General features: G+C 65.5%; 22 protein-coding genes and 1 tRNA gene. 11 read left to right on the top strand and 12 right to left on the bottom strand.

Annotated features, from left to right (window positions below; translation table 11 throughout):
- Nucleotides 1-27: 27 nt before the first annotated feature.
- Entirely contained in the window at nucleotides 28-1,140 is a 1,113-nt protein-coding gene (gene serC / locus C2138_RS01745; protein ID WP_108515054.1) for a phosphoserine transaminase, read from the top strand.
- 64 nt (nucleotides 1,141-1,204) lie between these two features.
- Here the strand turns inward: serC and C2138_RS01740 are convergent, their stop codons facing one another.
- Both C2138_RS01740 and C2138_RS01735 read right to left on the bottom strand, forming a co-directional pair.
- Nucleotides 1,205-1,864, bottom strand: coding sequence for a DUF3027 domain-containing protein (locus C2138_RS01740; RefSeq protein WP_241961141.1), 660 nt, complete (start codon nucleotides 1,862-1,864; stop codon nucleotides 1,205-1,207).
- A 10-nt stretch (nucleotides 1,865-1,874) separates the two neighbouring features.
- A complete protein-coding gene (locus tag C2138_RS01735) occupies nucleotides 1,875-2,255 on the bottom strand; it encodes a cold-shock protein (protein ID WP_108515050.1) in 381 nt (126 codons plus the stop codon).
- A gap of 99 nt (nucleotides 2,256-2,354) precedes the next feature.
- Here C2138_RS01735 and C2138_RS01730 point away from each other — a divergent pair, with 99 nt between their 5' ends.
- From C2138_RS01730 to C2138_RS01720, 3 genes are read left to right on the top strand one after another with little or no spacing between them, the layout of a single operon-like run.
- Nucleotides 2,355-2,618 carry a hypothetical protein gene (locus C2138_RS01730; RefSeq protein WP_108515048.1) on the top strand — a complete coding sequence of 88 codons (264 nt, stop codon included), beginning with the start codon at nucleotides 2,355-2,357 and terminating at the stop codon, nucleotides 2,616-2,618.
- 58 nt (nucleotides 2,619-2,676) lie between these two features.
- Complete coding sequence (locus tag C2138_RS01725) at nucleotides 2,677-4,581, top strand: helicase-associated domain-containing protein (protein ID WP_108518679.1); 1,905 nt, start codon at nucleotides 2,677-2,679, stop codon at nucleotides 4,579-4,581.
- A gap of 43 nt (nucleotides 4,582-4,624) precedes the next feature.
- Nucleotides 4,625-6,274 carry a DNA repair helicase XPB gene (locus C2138_RS01720; RefSeq protein WP_108515047.1) on the top strand — a complete coding sequence of 550 codons (1,650 nt, stop codon included), beginning with the start codon at nucleotides 4,625-4,627 and terminating at the stop codon, nucleotides 6,272-6,274.
- Here the strand turns inward: C2138_RS01720 and C2138_RS01715 are convergent.
- Genes C2138_RS01715 through C2138_RS01705 form a run of 3 tightly spaced genes read right to left on the bottom strand, consistent with a single transcriptional unit; the run spans nucleotide 6,271 to nucleotide 9,200 of the window.
- The gene (locus C2138_RS01715) at nucleotides 6,271-7,032 is read right to left on the bottom strand and encodes a pyrimidine reductase family protein (RefSeq protein WP_108515045.1); all 762 of its coding nucleotides are present in this window, start codon (nucleotides 7,030-7,032) and stop codon (nucleotides 6,271-6,273) included. The two genes, C2138_RS01720 and C2138_RS01715, sit on opposite strands and share 4 nt — an antisense overlap.
- The gene (gene folP, locus C2138_RS01710) at nucleotides 7,025-7,927 is read right to left on the bottom strand and encodes a dihydropteroate synthase (RefSeq protein WP_108515043.1); all 903 of its coding nucleotides are present in this window, start codon (nucleotides 7,925-7,927) and stop codon (nucleotides 7,025-7,027) included. Before folP ends, C2138_RS01715 begins: the two co-directional genes overlap by 8 nt.
- A 43-nt stretch (nucleotides 7,928-7,970) precedes the next feature.
- Nucleotides 7,971-9,200, bottom strand: a complete 1,230-nt coding sequence (locus tag C2138_RS01705) for an NAD(P)/FAD-dependent oxidoreductase (RefSeq protein ID WP_108518677.1) — start codon at nucleotides 9,198-9,200, stop codon at nucleotides 7,971-7,973.
- Between the two features lie 89 nt (nucleotides 9,201-9,289).
- On the opposite strand from C2138_RS01705, the gene C2138_RS01700 reads away from it, so the two are divergent.
- The 3 genes from C2138_RS01700 (at nucleotide 9,290) to C2138_RS01690 (ending at nucleotide 12,095) form a co-directional block, all read left to right on the top strand.
- Nucleotides 9,290-9,982, top strand: a complete 693-nt coding sequence (locus C2138_RS01700) for a response regulator transcription factor (RefSeq protein ID WP_108515041.1) — start codon at nucleotides 9,290-9,292, stop codon at nucleotides 9,980-9,982.
- Between the two features lie 70 nt (nucleotides 9,983-10,052).
- Nucleotides 10,053-11,723, top strand: coding sequence for a sensor histidine kinase (locus tag C2138_RS01695; protein WP_108518675.1), 1,671 nt, complete (start codon nucleotides 10,053-10,055; stop codon nucleotides 11,721-11,723).
- 81 nt (nucleotides 11,724-11,804) lie between these two features.
- Nucleotides 11,805-12,095: a WXG100 family type VII secretion target gene (locus C2138_RS01690; RefSeq protein WP_108515039.1), complete on the top strand. Its 291-nt coding sequence runs from the start codon at nucleotides 11,805-11,807 to the stop codon at nucleotides 12,093-12,095.
- 168 nt (nucleotides 12,096-12,263) lie between these two features.
- On the opposite strand, the gene groL is transcribed toward C2138_RS01690, so the two are convergent.
- Nucleotides 12,264-13,892 carry a chaperonin GroEL gene (groL, locus tag C2138_RS01685; RefSeq protein ID WP_108515037.1) on the bottom strand — a complete coding sequence of 543 codons (1,629 nt, stop codon included), beginning with the start codon at nucleotides 13,890-13,892 and terminating at the stop codon, nucleotides 12,264-12,266.
- Between the two features lie 250 nt (nucleotides 13,893-14,142).
- Here groL and C2138_RS01680 point away from each other — a divergent pair, with 250 nt between their 5' ends.
- The gene (locus tag C2138_RS01680) at nucleotides 14,143-14,886 is read left to right on the top strand and encodes an SDR family oxidoreductase (protein WP_108515036.1); all 744 of its coding nucleotides are present in this window, start codon (nucleotides 14,143-14,145) and stop codon (nucleotides 14,884-14,886) included.
- A gap of 16 nt (nucleotides 14,887-14,902) precedes the next feature.
- Here C2138_RS01680 and C2138_RS01675 read toward each other — a convergent pair whose 3' ends face one another.
- The 4 genes from C2138_RS01675 to C2138_RS01660 form a co-directional block, all read right to left on the bottom strand.
- On the bottom strand, nucleotides 14,903-15,952 hold the full coding sequence (locus C2138_RS01675) for a DUF3048 domain-containing protein (protein WP_159078103.1): 1,050 nt from the start codon (nucleotides 15,950-15,952) through the stop codon (nucleotides 14,903-14,905).
- Between the two features lie 87 nt (nucleotides 15,953-16,039).
- Nucleotides 16,040-16,243 (bottom strand): cold-shock protein, encoded by a 204-nt coding sequence (locus tag C2138_RS01670; RefSeq protein ID WP_108515032.1) that lies wholly within the window; start codon nucleotides 16,241-16,243, stop codon nucleotides 16,040-16,042.
- Between the two features lie 255 nt (nucleotides 16,244-16,498).
- Nucleotides 16,499-17,071, bottom strand: coding sequence for a LytR C-terminal domain-containing protein (locus tag C2138_RS01665; protein ID WP_108515030.1), 573 nt, complete (start codon nucleotides 17,069-17,071; stop codon nucleotides 16,499-16,501).
- 62 nt (nucleotides 17,072-17,133) lie between these two features.
- Nucleotides 17,134-17,484, bottom strand: coding sequence for a DUF3263 domain-containing protein (locus tag C2138_RS01660; RefSeq protein ID WP_108518674.1), 351 nt, complete (start codon nucleotides 17,482-17,484; stop codon nucleotides 17,134-17,136).
- A gap of 142 nt (nucleotides 17,485-17,626) precedes the next feature.
- Between C2138_RS01660 and C2138_RS01655 the strand changes: the two genes are divergently transcribed.
- Nucleotides 17,627-18,751 carry a heme/hemin ABC transporter substrate-binding protein gene (locus C2138_RS01655; protein WP_199286557.1) on the top strand — a complete coding sequence of 375 codons (1,125 nt, stop codon included), beginning with the start codon at nucleotides 17,627-17,629 and terminating at the stop codon, nucleotides 18,749-18,751.
- Here the strand turns inward: C2138_RS01655 and C2138_RS01650 are convergent.
- Both C2138_RS01650 and C2138_RS01645 read right to left on the bottom strand, forming a co-directional pair.
- Nucleotides 18,748-19,719: a DUF2332 domain-containing protein gene (locus tag C2138_RS01650; protein ID WP_108515028.1), complete on the bottom strand. Its 972-nt coding sequence runs from the start codon at nucleotides 19,717-19,719 to the stop codon at nucleotides 18,748-18,750. The two genes, C2138_RS01655 and C2138_RS01650, sit on opposite strands and share 4 nt — an antisense overlap.
- An 86-nt stretch (nucleotides 19,720-19,805) precedes the next feature.
- Complete coding sequence (locus tag C2138_RS01645; RefSeq protein ID WP_108515026.1) at nucleotides 19,806-22,919, bottom strand: HtaA domain-containing protein; 3,114 nt, start codon at nucleotides 22,917-22,919, stop codon at nucleotides 19,806-19,808.
- Nucleotides 22,920-23,105: 186 nt separating this feature from the next.
- Between C2138_RS01645 and msrB the strand changes: the two genes are divergently transcribed.
- Both msrB and C2138_RS01635 read left to right on the top strand, forming a co-directional pair.
- Nucleotides 23,106-23,531: a peptide-methionine (R)-S-oxide reductase MsrB gene (gene msrB / locus C2138_RS01640; protein WP_108515025.1), complete on the top strand. Its 426-nt coding sequence runs from the start codon at nucleotides 23,106-23,108 to the stop codon at nucleotides 23,529-23,531.
- Between the two features lie 61 nt (nucleotides 23,532-23,592).
- Nucleotides 23,593-23,669, top strand: a tRNA-Thr gene (locus C2138_RS01635).
- Nucleotides 23,670-23,900 lie beyond the last annotated feature (231 nt).

The raw sequence follows: 23,900 nt of genomic DNA, 5'->3' as shown, positions 1-23,900 counted from the left end.
TTCGGCCGAGGGCAATAGAATTGCGCCATGGCCGAGCTGATAATTCCTTCTAACCTGCTGCCCGCCGACGGACGCTTCGGATGTGGACCCTCCAAGGTCCGCCCAGAGCAGCTCTCGTTCCTCACCACTGAGGGGGCGAAGATCCTCGGAACATCTCATCGCCAGGCGCCCGTCAAGAACCTCGTCAAGAGCGTTCAGGAGGGCCTCGGCCAGCTGTTCAGCATCCCCGAAGGCTACGAAGTTGTGCTCGGCAACGGCGGATCCACCGCATTCTGGGATGCTGCCGCATTTGGCCTCATCGAGAAGCGCAGCCAGAACCTCACGTTCGGTGAGTTCGGTGGCAAGTTCGCCAAGGCAGCATCCGCGCCGTGGCTCGAAGCCCCCGACGTGATCAAGGCCGAGCCGGGCTCCCGCGCCGACGCCGTGGCTCGCGAGGGCATCGACGTCTACGCCTGGACCCACAACGAGACCTCCACGGGCGTTATGGCTCCCGTCACCCGAGTTGCGGGCGACGAGGGCGCCCTCACCGTGATCGACGCGACGAGCGCCGCCGGCGGAGTCGACTTCGACGCCAGCCAGGCCGACGTCTACTACTTCGCGCCGCAGAAGAACTTCGCCTCGGACGGCGGCCTATGGTTCGCCCTCTTCTCCCCCGCTGCCCTCGAGCGTGTCGAGCGCATCGCCGCAAGCGACCGCTACATCCCCGACTTCCTCAGCATCAAGCAGGCCGTCGACAACTCGCGCCTGAACCAGACGCTCAACACCCCCGCGCTCTCCACACTGCTGCTGCTCGACGAGCAGGTGCGCTGGATCAACGGCAACGGCGGACTTGCCTGGGCGGATGCTCGCACCAAGGAATCCAGCTCGGCTCTCTACGAGTGGGCCGACAGCGTCGACTACGCAACCCCGTTCGTTGCAAACCCCGAGCACCGCTCGCAGGTCGTCGCAACCATCGACTTTAACGACGACATCGATGCCGCCGCGATCGCCAAGGTGCTGCGCGCCAACGGCATCGTCGACACCGAGCCATACCGCAAGCTCGGCCGCAACCAGCTTCGCGTTGCCACCTTCACGGCCATCGACCCCGCCGACGTTCGTCAGCTGATCAAGTCGATCGAGTTCGTGGTGGGCGCACTCTAAGCAGCAGCTACAACAAAGGCGCGGCACCCGAGGGTGCCGCGCCTTTGCTTGTTAAGCGTGGAAGTTAGCGATCGTCGTCGTCGTCTTCGTCGGAGTCTTCGTCGTCGGAGTCTTCGTCGTCGTCGTCATCCGAGTCGTCGTCATCCGAGTCGTCGTCATCCGAGTCGTCGTCATCGTCATCATCGTCATCCGCAGAGCCCTCTTCGAGAACGATCTGCACCTCGTCGATGTCGACACCGTCGAGGTCGCCGCCGTGAAGGAGAGCCGCATCGTCGTCGTCGGGGTCGTCGTCGTAGTAGTCATCCGAGTCGTCGATGTCGTCATCCACATCGCTCGATTCTTCGCCAAGCTCGGCCGCTGCCGCCTTCTCGGCCGCCTGAGCAGCCTGATAGTCGGCGAGGCGGTCGGCCCACGGAATCCAATCGGGCGAGAGCAGGGCGTCGTCGCCGGGCGTGAGCTCGGTCTCGAGCACGGTGGGGGCTGAGCCCTCAACATGCGCGATGCTCACGGTCCAGCGCCAGCCCGGGTAGCCCAGCTTGTTTGACTCGAAATACACCGTGACGGTGCCCTGGCCCTCGTCGATCGAACCCGTGGGGGCACCGATCGTCTCCTGGGTCGTGATCTCAAGCAGCGCCGCGCGAGCGATCTCAAAATCGGCAGGGCTTGCGATTCGGCGCGCGGGCGCCACCGAATCGGCCTGGGGCTCGCTCGAATCGTCAGTCATGCTCGGGGCCTCAGGCATCCAGCTCGTCCGCAACCTTTCGCAGCATGGCTGCGATCTTGCGCGAGTGGCTTGCCTCGGGGTAGCGCCCACGCTTGAGGTTCGTGCCAATGCCGTCGAGCAGCTTGACCAGATCCTCAACGATGATCGCCATGTCGTCGGCCGGCTTGCGGCTCATCTTCGCCAGGCTCGGCGGAGCCTCGAGCACGCGAACCGAGAGCGCCTGGGCGCCCCGCTTGCCGTCGGCGATGCCGAACTCGAGTTTGGTGCCCGCACGAACGGATGTTCCGGCGGGCAGCGCAGAAGCGTGAAGGAATACCTCCTGGCCGTCATCGGAGCTGATGAAGCCGAAGCCCTTGTCCTCGTCGTAGAACTTAACCTTGCCGGTTGGCATGGCACTACCTCTCATTGTGGGGAACGCAAATGCACGGTGCCGCAATGACCGCCGTAACGTGTAAGCCTAACGGGGTTGTTGAGCCCGTATCCTTGTGCTGTGAGCAATTCAACACCCGAGACCGCAAATCGCGCCCAGAGAATCCTCGCGTTCATGATCGCAACGCTCGTGATCGTGGCGCTGCTCTGCTTCGCTGCTGCCATGATCGGCTATGCGACGGGGGCAATTGTGAACAGTTTTAACGGCCTCTGGGGCGCGGTCATTATGATCCCGTACTTCGCTCTTCCGGTAGCGCTGCTCCTCACGGTTGCACTGCTCGCCATCACGGGGGTAAGACGATCACGCGAGAATCGCGCACGCTAGAGCACCACTCACTTCGATGGTTTCTGGCAACGGCGCCGGAGACGGAACGCGAGCAACCATGGGGAACACACTGACGCTGGCCACGCGCTTGCGTGGCACCTCCAGAGACGACCTTCTCAGCGCACTCGCCAACCGCGATCTCGGGCTCTCCCCCGCAGCTTCTGCGGGCATCCGCGACTACTTCGATCTCGCCGACGCCCTGCTCGACCACGGGGCGATCCAGCAGGCGCTCAGCCGGCTCGACCGCTCATCCCTCACCTGCATCGCCATGCTCGCTCGCGACGGCAAGCCGCTCACCGCCGCCGAAGTTGCCGCGCAGCTCGCCCCGATCTCGGCACACCCACTCTCGGTAGAGCAGGTTCACGACCACCTCACGGCTGCCGCTGAACTGCTGCTCGTGCATCCCGTGGGCGATACGTTCCGCTGTTACGACGGCGTGTGCGACCAGCTGCGGTCGTGGCCGGTCTTTGGTCTGCCGAGCCTCGACGACCTTGCGGGCATCGAAGCCGGTGGCGCCCTGGAGCCGGTGACGGATGTCGACCAGCGCTTTATCGACCGCCTCGCCGCCGAGCGCGCATTCGCCGCGACGGGCGCCGTCACCGAGCTATTGATCGAGCTCGAACGCCAGCCCGCGCGGGAGCTCTCCAAGGGCGGCATCGCCCTGCCCGACTCCAAACGGCTCGCCTCCGCCATGCTCGTTGACCTCGAAACGGTGGCCGCCTACCTCTCCCTGGCCGAGCGCGGCAACCTCGTGTGCCGCGAATCAAGCACCTGGATGACCACAGAAGAGGGCAGCGCGTGGCTGGCGCGGGCTACCAGCGCACGCTGGCGCGGACTCTCCGACGCCTGGTTCGCTCGGCTGCCGTTGGACATCCGTCGCCTCCTCGGCGAACGCTCGCACTCCGTGTGGGGCGAAGGGCTGCGCTCCTACATCGACTGGCTCTACCCCGTTGGCGGCGAGTGGATGGACGAGCGCGTCACCACCTATACGCGCGACGCCGAGCTCCTGGGCATCACGGCCGGGCAGGTGCCCAGCAGCCCGGGAACCCTGCTGCTTGCCGGGCGATCGGATGCCGCGGAGCAGGCCCTACAGCCCCTTCTGCCCACCGAGGTGGAGCACGTCTACCTGCAGCACGACCTGTCGGTGGTAGCGCCTGGCCCCCTCGTGCCGCACATCGATGAGCGGATGCGGCTGGTCGCCGATGTAGAGAACCGTGGCCTGGCCATGACCTACCGCATCTCTGCCGCGAGCCTCAATCGCGCCCTCACCGCGGGCGAGACAGCCGACAGTCTGCGGGAGTTTCTGGCCGCCGTCTCGAGCACTGGCCTGCCACAGCCGCTGGATTACCTCATCAGCGAAGGCTCCACCCGCTACGGCCTCATTCGGGCGGGCGCGGTCGACGGGGGCTCAGACCCCGACATGGTCGACCACGGCGCCCGCAGCTATCTGCGCTCCGACGACCCCAACCTGTTGCGCACCATCGCCGTGGACCAAACGCTCTCGTCGCTCGGCCTTCGCCGCGCAGGCGAGCACCGCCTTGTGAGCCGGTTCGACCTCGACGTGGTGTTCTGGTCGCTCAGCGATGCGCGCTATCCGGTCGCCGCCGAGGACGGCAACGGAACGATCATCCCTCTGCGCCGCCACAGGGTGGCACGCGCGAGCCGCGCCGGCATCGTGGACCCGTTGGTAGAACTGGTGGAGCGCCTCATCGAGGCGGCCGACGATCAGCCCGCCGACGAAGAGGGTGGCGGTCAGGCCTGGATCGCGCGTCAGCTAGAGACGGCGATTCGCGCCAAGACGCCACTCACGGTGAGCGTTACAGTGCCGGGCGGGGCGATTGTGGAGTTCGACCTCATGCCCACGAGCGTTGCCGGCGGTCGGCTGCGGGCCCGCGACCGGCGCAGCGACATCGAGCGAACCCTTCCGCTCTCGAGCATCGACTCCATCGCCCCCGGCAGCTAATCTCGGGCAGCAGATTCGCGACACGCGCGTAGACTGGCCTGTTATGACTGACGGCCCCCTGATTGTGCAAAGTGACCGCACCGTTCTGCTGGAGGTTGCGCACCCTCTAGCGGAGGACGCCCGGCACGACCTGTCGATCTTCGCCGAGCTGGAGCGTGCCCCCGAGCACATCCACACCTACCGCATCACCCGGCTCGGTCTGTGGAACGCCCGCGCCGCCGGTCATACCGCCGCCGACATGCTCGGCACGCTCGAGAAGTTCAGCAAGTTTGCGATTCCGCAGAGCGTGGCCGTTGATATCGACGAGACCGTTGCCCGCTATGGCCGACTCTGCATCGAGCGGGATGAGGATGGCGTCCTCACCCTGACGGCGACGGATCCTGCGGTGCTGGCCGAAATCGGCCGGGCCAAGAAGGTGGCCGAGCTGCTGTTCGAGCGTCGCGGCCCCAACACTTTTGTCATTCAGCAGTGGGCGCGCGGCCAGATCAAGCAGGAGCTGCTCAAGCTCGGCTGGCCGGCAGAAGACCTCGCGGGCTACACGCCCGGCACCCCGCACGAGATCTCCCTCAACGAGTCGGACTGGGGGCTCCGCCCGTACCAGCAGCAGGCGGTGCACAACTTCACCGAGCATGGCTCCGGAGTCGTCGTGCTCCCCTGTGGCGCCGGCAAGACGCTCGTGGGCGCCGGCGCCATGGCCGCGGTGAAAGCCAACACGCTCATCCTCGTGACCAACACCGTCTCTGCACGCCAGTGGAGGGCGGAGCTCCTCAAGCGCACGAGCCTCACCGAGGAGGAGATCGGCGAGTACTCCGGCCAGGTCAAAGAGGTCAAGCCCGTCACGATCGCCACCTACCAAATCCTCACCGCCAAGAGGAAGGGCCAATACGCCCACCTCGAGCTGCTCGACGCTCTCGACTGGGGCCTAGTCGTCTACGACGAGGTCCACCTGCTGCCCGCCCCCGTGTTCAAGCTCACCGCCGAGCTCCAAGCTCGGCGCAGGCTCGGGCTCACGGCAACGCTCGTGCGTGAGGATGGCCGCGAGGGCGACGTCTTTAGCCTCATCGGGCCCAAACGCTTCGACGCTCCGTGGAAGGAGATCGAAGCTCAGGGCTACATCTCCCCGGCATCCTGCTACGAAGTTCGCATCGACCTTCCGCAAGAAGAGCGCCTGCAGTACGCGGCATCGGCCGACGACGAACGCTACCGCCTCGCCGCGACCGCCCCGGCCAAGCTCGGAGTCGTCAAACAGCTCGTCAAGCGCCACGCGGGCGAACGCATCCTGGTGATTGGCCAATACCTCGACCAGATCGATGAACTCGCCGAGGCCCTCGACGCGCCCCAACTGACCGGCGCGACTCCGGTCGCCGAACGCGAGCGACTCTTTCAGGAGTTCCGCGACGGCAGGCTCACCGTGCTCGTCGTCTCCAAGGTCGCCAACTTCTCTGTCGACCTGCCCGAGGCGACGGTTGCCATCCAGGTCTCCGGGTCGTTCGGGTCACGCCAAGAAGAGGCGCAGCGCCTCGGCCGACTCCTGCGCCCCAAAGAGAGCGGGCTGCCCGCGAACTTCTACACCCTCGTCGCCCGCGACACCGTGGACCAGGATTTTGCCCAGAACCGCCAGCGCTTTCTCGCCGAGCAGGGCTACAGCTACGAGATTCTCGACGCCCACAGCCTCGAGGCTGCCGCCGCTTAGGAGTCCGCGCGCACGTAGCGCAGCAGCAGAGTGCCGTCATCCGCCGCAAGGGTGTGCGCCAAATGCATACCCCGCGGGGCGACAGCTCCCCCATCCACGATGCGTCGAGCCATGCCGCCCTCAAGGCGCGGGCTCACGGTGATGCAGAGCTCGTCGACGCTGCCGTCGGCAATCATCGCGCCAAAAAGGTGCGGGCCACCCTCGCTGTGCATCTGCGGGAGCCCACGCTCCGCCAGCAGGGTGCGCAGCATCCTCGTGTCAACGGCCTTCTCGCCGCAGTCGATCACGTCCGCAACCTCGGCGAGCGCCGAGCGCAGGTCCGCGGGGGCCGCAGCGGAGGTGAGGATGAGCGGTCGACGCGGAGCCTTGGTGAAGATGTCGGATGCCGGGTCGAGCCTGAGCGTGTTCGATACGATCGCAAAAACCGGCTGGTCGGGGAGCCCCGCTTCACGACGCCACCTGACGGCGTCGTCCCCGAGGCTGATCGCGCCGTAGCCTTCGGTTCTCACGGTTCCCGCGCCGACTACGATCACGTCGGCGAGCCAGCGCAACACGTCGAACACCCTGCGGTCGGCCGAGGTGCCGAGTCCCCCGGAGAGGCCGTCGTGGGTGGCCGCACCGTCGATGCTGGTGATGAAGTTGACGCGCAGCCACGGAACTGCGCGGTCGTGCACCGCATAGACGGCGGCGAGGCCATCGTCGTCGAGCGATGCGTACGGCCGCAGCATCCTGATCGATCCCGACCCTGACTCACTCATTGAACTCGCCCATGTTGTGCTTGAGGTAGGCGGGCTGGCGCAACCCCAGCACGGCCTCGGCCATGCGAACGGCGGCGACGGTGGGTGCCACCTCGTGGACGCGCACGATGCGGGCCCCCTGCAGAACGCACGCGACAGCCGCCGCGATGGACCCCTCAAGACGCTGCGCCTTGGGCAGGTCGAGGGTCTCGCCGATAAAGTCCTTGTTTGACAGGGCCGCGAGCGCCGGCAACCCGATGGCAGCGATCTCGTCGAATCTGCGCACAATCTCAAGCGTATGCAGGGTGTTCTTGTTGAGGTCGGGGCCGGGGTCGATAAAGAGCCTGTGCGCCGGGATGCCCGCATCCATGGCCGCCCGCACCTTGCGTCGAAGGTAGCCGGTCACCTCGCTGACCACGTCGGTGTAGCGAGGGTGGGCGAACGGGGTGCGCGGCTGCGCCAGGCTGTGCGTGATCACCAGGCTCGCGTTGCTCTCGGCAACGACTCTCGCCAAGTCGGGGTCACTCATGCCCGTCGTGTCGTTGATCACATTGGCGCCGGCCTCGATGCTGCGGCGGGCAACCTCCGCATGGAACGTGTCGACAGAGATGATGACATCGGATGCCGCACGCACAGCCTCGATCACGGGCACGACCCTGTCGGCCTCCTCGTGTGCGGGCAGGGGGTCGCCGGGGGCAAACGGAACGCCACCGATGTCCACCCAGTCGGCACCGTCCTCGACCGCCGTCAGCGATGCCGCCACGGCAGCGTCTAGGGCGAACGTGCGCCCCTCGTCATAGAACGAATCGGGAGTGCGGTTGACGATTGCCATGACAGCGACGCGGCGCGAGAAGTCGAAACTTCGGGGGCCGAGCATGCGCACGGGAGTGGTCAACGGGGGAAGGGCAAAGCTCATTCCCCCATAGTGGCACCCCGTGATGGGCGCGGTGAGGGGTCGGTCAGCCCGCGAGGCTCGCGAGCGGCACCGAAGGGTCGGCAAGCTTCTCGCGGTCGACCGACTCGAGCGACCGCACGAGCGCCACGATCTGCTCGTGCACGTCCCACACGTTCACGTTCATCCCGGCCACAACGCGGTCGCCGGCCAGCCAGAACGCCATGAATTCGCGGGCGCCAACGTCGCCGCGATAGACGACTCTCGCCGTTTGCAAGAGCGACGAATAGCCCGAAAACTCCATGCCGAGGTCGTACTGATCGGTATAGAAGTAGGGCACATCATCGAGAACAGCGGGGATATCGAGCATCGTCTTGGCGGCAACCGTGCCGCTCGCGATGGCATTGGCCCAGTGTTCTGAGCGGGCATGCCGGGCGAGAACCGCATTCCACGGATTGGCCACATCCCCTGCGGCAAAGATGTCGGTGTCCGATGAACGCAGTGACTCGTCGACCACAATGCCGTCGAGCACGATAAGCCCTGCGGATGCCGCCAAGGCCGTTGCGGGCACGACCCCGGCGCCCACGATCACCAGGTCGGCGGCCACCTCACCGGATTCGGTCACGACTGCGGCGACTGCCCCATCGCGCTCGATGAACGACTGAGGGCTCGCTTGCATCCGGAACCGCACCCCGTGCTCCTCATGCATTCGCCTGAATACGCGGCCAAGCTCGACCCCGATGGCCGCCTGCAACGGCTCCTCGCCCCGCCCTATCACTGTGACCTCATTGCCATAGACCTGGGCGGCGGCAGCGAGTTCGAGCCCGATCCACCCGGCGCCCACCACAGCAACCGTTCGGCCTCCCTCGCTCAACGCCGCCCGCAGGTCGTCGCTCTGGTCGAGAGTGCGCAAGTAGTGAACTCCCACGCTCTGCGCTCCGGGCAGCTCAAGATGGCGCGGACTCGCCCCCGTGGCCAGCAGGAGCCGGTCGTAGTCGAAAGCCCGCCCATCTGCGAGACCGACATGGTGGCAGGCTGGGTCGACGGAGGTCGCGATAGCTCCCAGAATGAGCTCGATCCCGTTCTGCTCGTACCATTCGGCAGGCTGCGCATCTACGGCATTCCTGCCCTCTGTGCCCAGCAGATACCCCTTCGAGAGCGGCGGGCGGATGTAGGGGCGATGCCGTTCGGCCGCGATGATGCGGATAGTGCCGGCGAAGCCATTCGCTCGCAGTTGTTCCGCCGCAGTAGCGGCTGCGAGCCCGCCGCCCACGATCAGAAGTGTTTCCGCGCTCATGCGTGCGGACTCTACGCCCGCATTCTGGGGCTTCACGCAGACTTTGATACTCCCAGTCCGCATCCAGACAACTTTCAGATACTGGGGTCATGAGTGACGGACCTAAGATTCTGATCGTCGACGACGAGCCCAACATCCGCGACCTGCTCACCACGAGCCTTCGCTTCGCAGGCTTTGCCGTGCGGGCCGTCGGCAACGGCGCCCAGGCCATCTCAGCCGTGCTCGAAGAAGAGCCAGACCTGATCATCCTCGACGTCATGCTGCCCGACATGAACGGTTTCGGCGTGACCAAACGGTTGCGCTCCTCCGGCTACACCTCCCCCATCCTGTTTCTCACGGCCAAGGACGACACCGAGGACAAGATCACGGGCCTCACTGTGGGCGGCGACGACTATGTAACCAAGCCATTTAGCCTCGACGAGATCGTCGCCCGCATCAAAGCCATCCTGCGCCGCACGATGCAAGACGAAGAAGACGCGATCATCCGCGCTGGCGAACTGACGATGGATCAGGACACCCACGAGGTCACGGTCGGCAACGACCAGGTCGAGTTGAGCCCCACGGAGTTCAAGCTGCTGCGCTACCTGATGCTCAACCCCAACCGGGTGCTGAGCAAGGCGCAGATTCTCGACCACGTGTGGGAATACGACTTCAACGGAGATGCCGGAATCGTGGAATCTTACGTCTCCTACCTGCGGCGCAAATTGGACCAGTATTCCGACGAACCCATGATTCAAACCAAGCGCGGATTCGGCTACATGCTCAAGGTCGACAAATCCTGACGCTGCGCCCAGGGGGTGCGGATGTTGCGCTCAGCCCGAGCACGTAACCTGACGTGGTGATACAAGCATGATGACTGCATCCAGGCCCCTTGAGTGGTGGGATTCGATCTCCCTTCGAACCAAGATCACCGGGGTTACCGTATTCATCGTGACGGCAGGTCTGCTCGTTGCGGGGGTCGGCACCATGTCGGTGCTCCGCACCTATCTTCTCGACCGCGTTGACGACAACATCAAGTCCGCGGCGGCCGACATCACTGCGTGGCAAATCGATCTCGACACCGACTCCATCTCATCCGGTTCACTCGGCCCGTCGCCGTTCTACATGGCGCTTGTGGACTACTCGGGCAAGCTCATCGAGGACAACCTCGACAAAGACGAGGCGCACCTGCGACCCGTGCTCAGCGAGCTGACACTGCCGACGGTCATCCAGCTGGAGGGCGCCGTCACGCTGCAGAACGCGACCCACACAAGCCAAACCCGCGTTGTCGCCTTCCCCGTGGAGAACGTCGATACGGGCAATGTTGCAACCCTGGTGATCGGCCAACGTCTCGACGAGACGAATGCCACGATCACCCGCTACACGGCGATCTTTCTCGGCTTTGCCCTCTCCGTCGTCGTGCTGAGCGCGGCCCTCACCCGGTTGCTCGTGACCTCCACGTTCCGGCCCCTGCGCGAGGTCGAAGCCACCGCAGCGGCAATCGCCGGAGGCGACTTTAGTCAACGACTCCCCGGGGCCACCCCCAACACCGAAGTCGGCAGGCTCAACCGCTCACTCAACGTCATGCTGGGGCGCATCGATCGGGCCTTCGCCGACCGCGCCCGCACCATCGATCAGATGCGCCGCTTTGTCGGCGACGCCAGCCACGAACTGCGCACCCCCCTTGTCTCCGTGCGCGGCTATGCCGAGCTGTACCGCATGGGCGCCCTGGAGAAGCCAGAGGATGTCGCCCAAGCGATGGAGCGCATCGAGAAAGAAGCGATCCGCATGGGAGAGCTGGTGGAGGATCTCCTCGAACTCGCTCGTGCTGACGAGAAGAAGCCCCTTCGGCTCGCCCCCGTGGACCTGCTCCCACTGGCCCACGATGCGGCCCTCGACGCCATGGCGCAGGCCCCCGACCGCACAGTCTCGGTGCGAGTCGAAGAGCCAGAGCTCGCGCCCTCCAACAGCATCCAATCTGAGCCAGAGCCCGCGAATCGTTCGGCGACAACCGGCCCCATCGCGTTCGCCGGAGCGCAGCTGGCTCGCCTGCGGTCGCTTCGGTCACGCTCGGTGCGCCAGGGAGCCAGTTCTCCGGCGGACGAGCCGGCAGCGCCCGAGGCGGAGTATTCAACGCTCGTCGTGCCTGCCGTGGTGTTGGGCGAAGAGAACAAGCTGCGCCAGGTGATCACGAACCTCATCGGAAACGCGCTGCGGTTCACCCCGGATGGCAGCCCCATCGACCTTGTGGTGCGAGTGGATGCCGTCCGCCGCACCGCGCAACTTGACATCGTCGACCATGGCGAAGGCGTGCCCCCGCAGATTCGCGACAAGATCTTCCAGCGATTCTGGCGCGCCGACACCTCCCGCACGCGGGAGACGGGCGGAAGCGGGCTCGGCCTGGCTATCGTCGCGGCGATCGTCGACGCCCACAAGGGCAACGTCACGGTTCTCGAGACCCCCGGCGGCGGGGCAACGTTCCGCCTCACTCTGCCTCTCCTCCCCGACGACTACGTCTCGCCTCCGCGCACACCCAAGTCCTAGCCGCGCATCCCCCGTCGCTCGGCCCACCTACCGTGGCCCGTGCCGGCCGCCACAGGGGCAGCCGCGACGAAGGGACACCCCATGACGCAGTATCAGGTCGACAGCGATGCCGTGCTCTCAGCCGAGAGCGCGCTGCGGGCATCTGCGGCGCGCATCCAGGGCGAGGTGAGCGGGATGCTGGGGCAGCTTGTCTCCCTGCAGTCGTCGTGGACGGGCCAGGCGTCGACGGCCTTTCAGTCGGTCGTGAGCGACTGGCGCAACACCCAGCACCTGGTGGAACAGAGCCTCACGGGCATCACCCACGCCCTCGGCCGCGCCGGGCAGCAGTATGCCGAGGCAGAGCAGGCCAACGCGAGCCTCTTCGTGCGCTAGCCCGGCAGCAGCGTCGGGGCGCGGCGAACCCGTTCGGGTGCGGCGAGCCGGCAGCAGCTCCCGCCGCCACCACCCGCGCGTACACACGACCCGCCTTAACAGCAGAAGGGCGGCTCCCGCAGGAGCCGCCCTTCTGGCGTACTAGTTCGAGCTAATGCCCGGCGTGGACTAGAAGTCCATGCCACCCGACGGGTCACCCATGGGTGCAGGGTTCTTCTCGGGCTTCTCGGCGACGACGGCCTCGGTGGTGAGGAAGAGACCGGCGATCGACGCTGCGTTGAGCAGCGCGGAGCGGGTTACCTTCACCGGGTCGTTGATGCCAGCGGCGAGCATGTCGACGTACTCACCAGTCGCGGCGTTGAGGCCCTGGCCAGCAGGAAGGTTGCGCACCTTCTCGGCGACAACACCGGGCTCGAGGCCCGCGTTGGCGGCGATCTGCTTGAGCGGAGCGTCGATCGCGACGCGAACGATGTTCGCACCGGTCGCCTCGTCGCCAACCAGGTCGGTCATCGCTGCGCTAGCAAACGCGACCTCGCCGGCCTGGATGAGCGCAACGCCACCACCGGCGACGATGCCCTCTTCGACGGCTGCCTTCGCGTTGCGAACGGCGTCCTCGATGCGGTGCTTGCGCTCCTTGAGCTCAACCTCGGTTGCGGCTCCGGCCTTGATGACGGCGACGCCACCAGCAAGCTTGGCGAGACGCTCCTGGAGCTTCTCCCGGTCGTAGTCGCTGTCGGTGTTCTCGATCTCGGCGCGGATCTGCTTGACGCGACCCTCGATGGCCGAAGCATCGCCGGCACCCTCGACGATCGTGGTCTCGTCCTTGGTGATAACGACCTTGCGGGCGCGACCAAGAAGGTCAAGCGTTGCATTCTCGAGCTTGAGGCCGACCTCTTCGCTGATGACCTGACCACCGGTGAGGATGGCGATGTCCTGCAGCTGAGCCTTGCGACGGTCGCCGAAGCCGGGAGCCTTGACGGCAACCGACTTGAAGATGCCGCGGATCTTGTTCACAACGAGCGTGGCCAGAGCCTCGCCGTCGACATCCTCAGCAATGATGAGCAGCTGCTTGCCAGCCTGGATCACCTTGTCGACGATGGGGAGCAGATCCTTGATGTTCGAGATCTTGCCGTTGACGATGAGGATGTAGGGGTCCTCGAATACCGTCTCCTGGCGCTCGGGGTCGGTCACGAAGTATGCCGACAGGTAACCCTTGTCGAAGCGCATACCCTCGGTGAGCTCAAGCTCGGTGCCGAACGTGTTCGACTCCTCAACGGTGACAACACCTTCCTTGCCGACCTTGTCGATCGCCTCGGCGATCAGTGCGCCGATCTCGGCGTCACCGGCAGAGATGGATGCGGTAGCCGCGATCTCTTCCTTGGTCTCGATCTCCTTGGCGGAAGCAACGAGGGCCTCGATCACCGAAGCGGTGGCCTTCTCGATGCCGCGCTTGAGGCTGATCGGGTCTGCGCCGGCTGCGACGTTGCGCAGGCCTTCGCGAACCAGAGCCTGGGCGAGCACAGTAGCGGTGGTGGTTCCGTCTCCGGCGACGTCGTCGGTCTTCTTGGCGACCTCCTTGACGAGCTCAGCACCGATCTTCTCGAACGGGTCGTCGAGCTCGATCTCCTTGGCGATGGAGACGCCGTCGTTCGTGATCGTGGGGGCTCCCCACTTCTTCTCGAGTACGACGTTGCGGCCGCGCGGGCCAAGCGTCACCTTGACGGCGTCCGCAAGCGTGTTGAGGCCGCGCTCAAGGCCACGACGGGCCTCTTCATTGAAAGCAATGATCTTTGCCATGTGTGTTTCTCGTCCCTCCCGGACGTCGGAAATTGCATCAGCTTGTTGGCACTCTCCCAAAGGGAGTGCTAAATGATTCTGGCACTCTGCCCTAGCGAGTGCAAGCTCAGAGGCCCTTGCTTGCAGGCCCGGGCGCGTGCGCTTGCCGGGTTAGGCTCACGGTGCGGACGGCACCACGCACGAACTTCACCGCAGAGCCACAACTGAACCATCCCCCAGCATTCACCGACTTACTGAGAGGAAGCCGCCCGTGAGAATCGCAATCGCTGGAGCAACCGGGGCCGTAGGCCGTTTCGTTGGCGATGTTGCCCGAGAACGCGGCCATACTCCCGTCGAGATCAGCCGCTCGGCGGGCATCGACCTGCTCGACCCTGTGTCGGTGGCCAGGGCGGTTGTCGGCGCCGACAGCATCGTCGACGTGTCGAGCGTGGTCACCACCTCAGCTCAGACTTCTCGGCACTTCTTTCGCACCGCAACGACCAATCTGCTCGCCGCAGGTGACGCGACCGGCATCCGAAACCACGTCGTCCTCTCCATCGTGAACGTGGACAAGGCGCCATCGGGTTACTACGCGGGCAAGGTTCTGCAGGAGAACATCGTCGCTGGCAGCACCGTGCCGTGGAGCATCCTGCGGGCCACCCAGTTTCACGAGTTCGCCGCGCAGATGCTCGATCGGGCCAAGCTTGGGCCGGTGCGCACGATCCCGATCATGCGCACGCAACCCGTAGCCGCGCGTGAAGTGGCCGAGCGGCTCGTCGATGTGGCCGAACAGGATGCTCAGGGTCGCGTTAGCGATCTGGCGGGGCCGCGCGAGGAGCGGCTCGTTACTCTCGCCCGCGCGTATGCGAGGGCAAAGGGGTGGCGCATTCCCATCGCCTCCGTGCCCCTGCCGGGCGGAATGGGCACGGCGATGCGCGACGGCACCCTGCTGCCGGGCCCGGATGCTCAGCGCGGCTCGGTCACATTTGACGAGTGGCTGCGCACAACGGCTTAGGGCTAGAAACGTTCGCTCAGGCGCCGGGAGGCACCGCAGAGAAGCTGCCGGCCAGCGGAACGAGTTCGATCCAGGTGTTGCCCGCCCCTAGCCGAACGGTGATTCCGTCGTCGCCCATGAGCGTGATGGGGGCCGTCGCGGATGCCTTGCTCCAGGTGGCATGAACGGTGCCGCCCCCCGTGGAGACCCACGCCTCCCCGCTGCCGATGAGTTCGGTTTTCGGCACGGCACTCATCGTGACGGGCACGCGCAAGGTCACAACGTTGGTGGCCGCGAGTTGCTGGCCGTCGCTCGCATCGGTATCGGGCTTGCCGTCCTGCCAGCGCAGGAATCGGCTACTGGCGGCATCCCACGTCCACGATGGGCGGAACTGGGTGGAAAAGGCTAGGTCGAGTGACTGGGTCGGGCTGCCCTCTTTTGCTGCGGTCGACGAGGCGGCATCCGCAGCGTAGGCGAACTGCAACGTCGGAGCGGCGATATCGGAGTGCGCTGCCAAAAACTTGCTCGCCTCGGCGATCACGTTATGGGGTGCTGTGCGATCGCTGGCCCGAAACATGTAGTCGGCAGTATCCGGTTGGCCATGGATGGCGTTGTATACGGGGGTATTGCGCATCATGCTGACGAACTGCGGCTGGCCTCCGGCATAGAAGATGATGCCGCCGAAGGGCGCGGCAATGTCGGGGTCCATGGGGCGAATCGAACGCACGGGACCGAACTGCTCGGGCACGGTCGAGTGCCAGACGGCCACGTAACGCGTGATGCCACCCTCGACCAGCTCCTCGAACACGATGTCTGTGGCCGAAAGCCCCAGCTGCGGTCGGGCGCTCCAGTGGTTGTCGATCTTGGCCATGACGGCCGCGTGATCGAGCGAACCCGCCTCGACCGTTGTGCCGCGCAGGGGGGCGATGTGGGTCGGAGCTGGCTGCTCGTACGTGCTCTCGTAGGCGGGCGCAGCCGACTTGGTGACAACAGTCGCCTCCGCCGCGCATCCCGCTGTCATGGCTGTCAACGCAACGAGAATTCCCGCCGCGGCAGCCCTGCTCCCCACCCGCAGTGTCGCAATCACAGGCCACACACTAACGCCGCCCCCGGCGGGAGCGGCGTCAGCTGAGGGGCGCGCCCCCCGATTGGTGCCGGTTATCCCGGCGGTTGTTTAGGCCAGGCGCACTGATTCCGCCTGGGGACCCTTCGATCCTGTTCCGACGTCGAAGACCACCTGCTGGCCCTCTTCGAGAACTTTGTATCCGCTCATGTCGATGGCCGAGTAGTGGACGAAAACGTCCTGTCCTCCGCCTTCGACGGTGATGAATCCGTAGCCCTTTTCAGCGTTGAACCACTTCACGGATCCGTTCGCCATTGTGCAACTCCCTGCTGTGTATCGTCAGCGGCGCACGCGGTACGGCGCCGAGTCGCCGATCCGAACGTAGTTCGGGTCTACCTGGTTCTCGGAGAGATGTGCTGTGGAGCATGCCTCACATGGGAGCCGGATGAGCGACCAGTCCAGATAGTAGCGACGAACTGAGCAAAAGTGGAGAGTTATGTGACGATCCGTCACCCCGTAGACGCAGATTAAACAGAGGCGTAATGTTCGCGCCCTCGATCAGGGGGTGTTTTAGGCGGCGGGAGCCACGTAGTCCGCGCCGATCAGGATCGTGATGGGCGAGGCCGGGTAGTCGTTCGAGAGGCGCGGCTGGCCGACGCCGAGATCGTGCACGAGCTGGAGAACGGCGGCCTCGTGCTCGGGGTCGCTGTAGTAGATCTGCGTCGTGGCAACGTCGTCGGCAGCGGCGTTTGCCCGGCTGCCAATGCCGAGGGCGGCGCCGCCCCAGCCCTTCTCCTCGAGAGAGTCACCGACAGAGGAGGCTAGTCCCGCGGTTCCGGTGCCGTTGAGCACCGTGATGGCAACCTCGGGGTCGAGCGCTGGTTCGACAACGGCGGCGGCATCGTCACCAGCGCCAGGCGCACCGGCCTCGGCTGAGGTGCCGACTCCGGGAATCGTAAGGCCCAGGTCGGGGTTGAGCAGGCTGAGCCCGAAGAGACCGCCGGCGACGAGCACGACAGTCGCTGCTGCGGCCCAGGCCAGGCCGATCCAGCGACGAGAGCGAGGAGCAGGGGCACGGTGGGCGCCGACGCGCGTGAGGTCGTCGGGGATGTCGTCGAAACGATCCTTGATGCGGGTGGCCATCGTCTTCCTTTAGGTCTTGTTCGGCCGTGACGCTGGGGCGCAGGCCGAGGTTCCCGCCGCGGTCACAGATCCTCGGGTTCGGCGCCCGCTGAGATCCCCCGCGCGCGCCCGTCCCGAATCCTGCGAAGTCTGCGCACGAGCATCGGGTCGTGCTTGACGGCTGCGGGAGATTCGATCGCGGCGTTCAGCAACTGATAGTAGCGGGCGGAGGTGAGCCCAAGCTCCACGCGAATCGCCTCGTCTTTGACTCCCGCATGCCCCCATGCTCGTGATTCAAACTGCAGGATGCTGGCGTGCTGCTCTGAGAGCGAGTCAGCGCTGGGCAGATCAGCGCTGGGCAGATCAGCGCTGGGCAGGTCGCTGCCGAGTTCGGTCTCGCCCGGTGCATGCTCGGATTCGCGTGAGTCAGTCATCGCGTCAAGCTTATGCTCGCGGCCGTGGCGCGCCTCATGGCAAAGGCTGCCGAGCGCGACCATGGCGCCCCCAGGCGACTTTGGTTAGGATTACCTAACAGCGGCGGTCGCCGCTCGCCGCCCAGCACCCAAGGATTTCCGTTTGTCTACGCGCCTCACGACCCGCCCGATCCTCGCTGTCTTCGCATCCATCGCCAGCATCGCGCTTCTGGCTGGATGCAGCGGCAACAGCGTGGGCGCCGCACCGCACCCCGAGGCAAGCGACGCATCGGCCCAGCAGGTGCCACTCTCAGAGCTCGACTTTGTGGAGAACCCGCGCGAGTGGAAGGGTGCATCGACCGCGATGCTCGGCTCGACCTCAATCAAGTCGATCACCGAGGACCCCCAGCAGACGCTGCCAGCGACCGTGACCTCTCACGACCTGAGCGGCGACACGAGCGTGACAGTGACGAGCACGGAGCGCGTGCTGGGGCTCGATATGTCCGGGTCTATCGCCGCCACGATCGTCGGACTCGGCTTCGCTGACACCCTCGTGGGTCGGGACGTCTCGTCCACCTTCGCCGAGGTCGAGGACCTGCCGGTGGTCACCTCAAGCGGCCACAGCATCAACAACGAGTCGATCATTGCCCTGCGACCAACGCTCGTCGTCACCGACGGCTCGGTCGGCCCTGTTGACGTAGTTCTGCAGATGCGCGACGCCGGCATCCCCGTGGTCTTCGTCAACGACACTCCCGGCTTTGCCGGCGTGAGCCAGCTCGCAACCCAGGTGGCCGCGGCATTCGGTGCCCCCGAAACGGGCGCGATGCTCGCCGAAAGCCTGCAGGCCGACATCACCGCCAAGGTTGCCGAGATCGCTGCCATCGCCCCCCAGGAAGAGGGCGAGAAGCTGCGGATGCTCTTTCTCTACCTGCGCGGCGGGTCTGGCATCTACTACCTCTTCGGCAAGGAATCCGGCGCCAACGACATCATCAACGGCCTCGGCGGCATCGACGTCGCTACCGAAATCGGCTGGACGGGAATGCAGCCCATGACCGATGAGGCCGTAATCGCGGCACGGCCCGACCTCATTCTGGTGATGACATCCGGGCTCGAGAGCGCGGGAGGAGTTCAGGGACTACTCGACTCCAAGGTGGCGATCGCCCAGACCCCCGCCGGCATCAACGAGCGATTCGTTGACATGAACTCGGGCCAGGTGCTCGGCTTCGGCCCGCGCACCGCCAGTGTTCTCGACGCGCTCGCTCGCGCCGTGTACGCACCCGCAGGCTAACCGAGCGCGGCCAACTCGTCGCCGTGAGGCGAGCAGAACGCGATCGGATGCTCGTCGAGCGCGACGACAAATCGAGCAGAATGGTCGCCCTGCGGCAGGCGCTCGCGCACCTCTGGCAGCACGCCTGCACCCTCGAGCGATACCCAGCGGGCACCCGACTGCCGAATGGCGTCGACGAGCCGCATCCGCTCGGCGAAGGGAATATAGACGAGCACTCCAGCCGTGACGACCACGGGCGTCGTGCCCGGGGGAACGGCCGCGAGGGCATCCGCTAGGCGGTCGATGGCGTCTCCCGCCAGCAGATGCGGTGGGTCTGCTCTGGCGATGTCGATGGCCGCTCGCACCCGGGCCAGTCTCCGCCGCTGACCCGGCCACACCATCGCGGTGAGCCACGCGGCATCCCCCTCGTCAGCTGCGTTCAGGGGACGAAGATCAATACCGCCGCGCCAGGCAACCTCGGGCAGCGCGTGGGGCACGAGGGCGCTCGGCGCCGAGGCCGAGAGCGTGACGGTCGACGGCCCGTTTGCGGGATCGAGACGTACACGGGTCTCGGCGTCGCCGTCCAGCGCATAGTCATAGGAAAACCGGTCGACATAGAGGCACAGCCCGGCGGATGCGCCCAGCTCAATGAGGGCGAGCGGCCCGCCCATTCTGGTGAGCGCGGGGAGCAATGCGGCACAGCGCTGCGGCTCGTTGGTCTGCATGGGTCGCGCGCGGCACTCGGCCTGTACCTCAGCAGCGTGGGCAATGAGAAACCGTTTGAAGTCGCCGCTATCGCCTTCTCCCGCACCCAGGAGCCGGGCGACGGCAAAGACCAGCGGGGGTTGACGTTTGGCCTCGGGCAGCGCTTCAATAATCGCGAGCATGGAGTCGTCGTCGGCCACGGCAGTCGCCCACTGCTCGTATACCTCGGACTGCGACGCCACCTGGCGGGCAAACTCTCGGTACCACTCGGCGGTATCTCTCACCCCTTCATAATCGCAGGCGACGCGGCGTTAAAGGCCGAAGCCCGCCCCAGCGGTCGCTCGGGCGGGCTTCGGGTGGCGAACTAGCGTCAGTTCTGCTTGCGACGCGCCCGCACGAGGAGGGTCACTACGACTGCGGCGAGGATCACGACGAGAGCGACAAGCAACCACACCACCCAGGTGAGGTCGGGCTGTGCCGAGATCGGGGCAACCGTCGCGTCGTCAGAAGCCTCTTCCGTTGCGGCGACCTCGTCGCATCCGTCGCTCTGGGCGATCGTGATGGTCACGGGGTCGAAGGCCTCGCCGGCCGAGTAGGTGCCGAACGTCGCCTCGCCGTCGGCGGTGAGCTTGGCAGGAACATCGGCGAACGTGATCTCCCCGTCGTCGTCGGTCTCGGTGGCAGCGGAGAGGTCGAGCTCTACGAAGGAGACGTTGCGCTCGTCGATGGTCTCGCCCGCCTGGGTGTCACCGGAGATGTCGAACACCAGGAACGCTGTGTCCCCGTCGAACTTCACGCGGAGGTTCGACAGCGTCGTGTTGAGCACACCGCCGTGACCCGTGAAGGTCAGAGTGCCCGGCAGTGCGATGTCGCCGGTCTTCTCATCAGCGTCGAAGGTGCCGGAGCCTGTCTTCCAGAGAAAGTCGGGGGTTTCGTATTCGAGACCCTCGCCGACGACCCACTCGCCGTGAGCAATCGACCCGCTGATGTACGCACGGAATGACTCCTTGAAGCCCCACGTGACCGTGGCGTTCTCGACGACACAGCTGGCGAGAGCTGCAACCGCTGCCGACCCGAAGTCGACAACCACACCGCGGTCAACCGAACCCTGGAACGTCAACGTGTGCTCACCCGTGAAGTCGCTGGGCAGCACGCCTGTCCACGTGACGACACCGTTCGCATCCGCCGTGGCGTTGCGGTCGAGCACCGTGGGGGTCGAGTAAAGCACAACCAGGATGCCGGTCTCGTTCGGCTGGAAGCCCGTCGCGCGGATGGTCACCGTGCTGCCGGGAGCAACGTCACCCTCCACGATCTCGGCACCTGTTGTAACGGGAGCCGTGGGAGCAGGCGTCGCTGTTGCCGGGCGCTGGAAGCTCGCGACCATCGCGGAACCGACGGATGCTGTGGCGGGAGCACCGATCGTGAAGGTAACGGGGTCAAGCGCCGTGCCCACCGGGTAGAACGGGCTGCCGGTGAGGGCAAAGACACCGGTTCCGGCCGAGGTGAGCACCGCGGGGACGCCCGAGTAGGTGACCGCGCCGTTGTTGACGCTCCGGTTTGCCGCGGCCAGGTTCAGGCTTGCGATCGCGAGCTGCGAGCCATTGGCTGTGACGAACAGGGTTCCGGACGTTGCGGAGTCAACCCGAACAACGGGGTTCGAAATCGTCACGTCGAGGATTCCGGCGTGACCGGTGAAGCGCACGGCACCGCTGTAGTTCGAGGTGCCGACTCCGGCCGCCTCGGTGTAGCTTCCGCCGGCCGCCTGGCCGAACACATAGGAGCCGCCGGATGCGCGTGCCCCGCTCGTGCTAATCGTGCCGTGGGCGATCGAGCTGGTGATGTAGCTGCGGAACGAGTCCTTAATGCCCCAGGTGAGCGAGCCGCTTGCGACGGGAACGTCCACCACAGGAGGGGTCGTGGTGGGAGGTGTAACAACGGGAGGAGTCGGAGCGCCGAAGGCGAGCGGCGTGTACGTCTCGAACGGGGCGTAGGTAGCGCCGCTCCCGGCGTAGGTGTAGATGCCGTAGTTGCCATCGGACAACGCCGCGGAACTCTCTGCCACCGTCATCTGGAACGAGAACGAACCATCGGCATTGAGCACAGCAGCCTCGGCAAGAACGGCCGCCTTAAAGCGCGGATCCACGGCGTCAATCACGTCTTGGGTCAGCAACCAGCGCTGACTCAACGACTCTCGGGCGGCCGTCGGCGCGGACTCACTCGGCTTCCACACGTCCTTGAAAGAACCGAAGACGACATACGCACCGGACCACAGGCCAGCCAGGGGAGGGCGCGTGCCCACGACAGACGACGAATCGGCCGGGGAGAATCCAGTACCCGAAACCGTGATCGTCTCACCGGCAGGATTCAGACCCGTTGTCTTCGACACTGTCACCTTCGGAGTAGGAATACCGAATGACAGTGGCGTGTACGTCTCGAACGGGGCGTAGGTAGCGCCGCTCCCGGCGTAGGTGTAGATGCCGTAGTTGCCATCGGACAACGCCGCGGAACTCTCTGCCACCGTCATCTGGAACGAGAACGAACCATCGGCATTGAGCACAGCAGCCTCGGCAAGAACGGCCGCCTTAAAGCGCGGATCCACGGCGTCAATCACGTCTTGGGTCAGCAACCAGCGCTGACTCAACGACTCTCGGGCGGCCGTCGGCGCGGACTCACTCGGCTTCCACACGTCCTTGAAAGAACCGAAGACGACATACGCACCGGACCACAGGCCAGCCAGGGGAGGGCGCGTGCCCACGACAGACGACGAATCGGCCGGGGAGAATCCAGTACCCGAAACCGTGATCGTCTCACCGGCAGGATTCAGACCCGTTGTCTTCGACACCGTCACCTTCGGAGTGGGGGGAGTCGGAGGCGCTACCGCCGGGGTCGGATACGAGATCTGGAAGGCGAAATCGTCCATCGCATCCGCTGAGGTGTAGTGGAACGGCACACCGGAGGCGTCAGTGAACGCGACCCCGGAGCCTGCGACGTTGACCGTGCTTACGCCGGAAGAATCTACCGGCGCGCCGACCGAGAGGGTGGAGACGGTAGCCCCGAGGACCTCGACTCCGCCAGTCGTCCAGAAGATACTCCCCGTGCCATCACCATTCAGGTCAACTCGAGGGGCCGAAACCGAGACATCAATTCCGTGGCCCGCGTTGACGAACTGCACCGCACCCGAAAACGCTGCGCTGCCGATCTTCGAGACGGGATCAAACGTGGTCGCGCCAGGGGCCCAGGTATAGGCGCTGAACGGCGTGCTCACGACTGCGGCGCCGGCACTCGGGGTAACTGACCCTCCGCCGAACTGCATGTACGTGCGCCATGACTGCTTGAATCCCCAGTGGAGAGCGGTCGACGAGGTCGATGGCGCAGCGGACGCGGGGGCGGCGCCCATGACGAGGCCGCTGAAGGCCAGGAGAAACGCTGTGAGCAGGGCAAGAAGCGAGCGCGCCGCTCTAGGGCGCGCTAAAAGGGGGTTCACGGGCAGAGACTCCTGGCTGAAGGATGCTACTAAGGGTTGCCTTAGCTAAGTCCGACTGTAGTGTCCCCGAGGCGCCCGCGTCAAAATTTTGCTTAGGTAAACCTAACTAGCGCGGCGTAATGAGGGAACAAACGGGCTCCCCTCGCGTTTAGGCTAGATAAGTCCACACTTTTCGGAAGGCACTCCATGAACGACCAGCCCGGCAACTACCAGGTCACAAAGAGCGAGCAGGAGTGGCGCGATGAGCTCGGCGAAGAGCGCTACCAGGTGCTTCGTCAGGCTGGCACCGAGCGTGCCTGGACCGGCGAGCTGCTCGATGAAGGCCGCGCTGGCATCTACACCTGCGCCGCCTGTAACGCAGAACTCTTCAAGAGCGGCACCAAGTTCGATTCAGGATGCGGCTGGCCCAGCTTCTACGAGTCGGTGCGCCCCGAGGCCGTCGAGCTCATTGAAGACAACAGCCTCGGAATGGTTCGCACCGAGGTGCGCTGCGCCACGTGCGGCTCGCACCTTGGCCATGTGTTCCCCGACGGTTTCGGAACCCCCACCGGCGACCGCTACTGCATGAACTCGCTCTCCCTCAACTTCGAAGAGAAGCCCGCCGCCGAATAGAGCGGCACCCACAGGGTGCGCGAACGCGGGCTAAGATAGCCCGGTGCGTTCGCGCGCACGCGCCTCCTTAGCTCAGTTGGCCAGAGCACCGCTCTTGTAAAGCGGGGGTCGTCGGTTCGAATCCGACAGGGGGCTCCACATTCTCCGCTGGCTTTGCCTACCCACGCGCCAGCGCACCGCCCGACGCGCAGCGAACTGCCTCAGATCCGCATAGCCCGCACGACAACATCCCGCAGCGTGATCGATTCGCCGCCGTGGGTTGGGACGGTACGGGTGTTCTCGTAGGCCGAATCGATGCGCCACTCCCCCGTGGCGAACCGGCGGTGATATCGGCGAGCGCATGACGTGACGCGCCAGCCTAGTTAGCGT

It is taken from the genome of Salinibacterium hongtaonis, assembly GCF_003065485.1.
Classification (GTDB): Bacteria; Actinomycetota; Actinomycetes; order Actinomycetales; family Microbacteriaceae; genus Homoserinimonas; species Homoserinimonas hongtaonis.
This window is presented reverse-complemented; position numbering and strand designations above follow the sequence as displayed.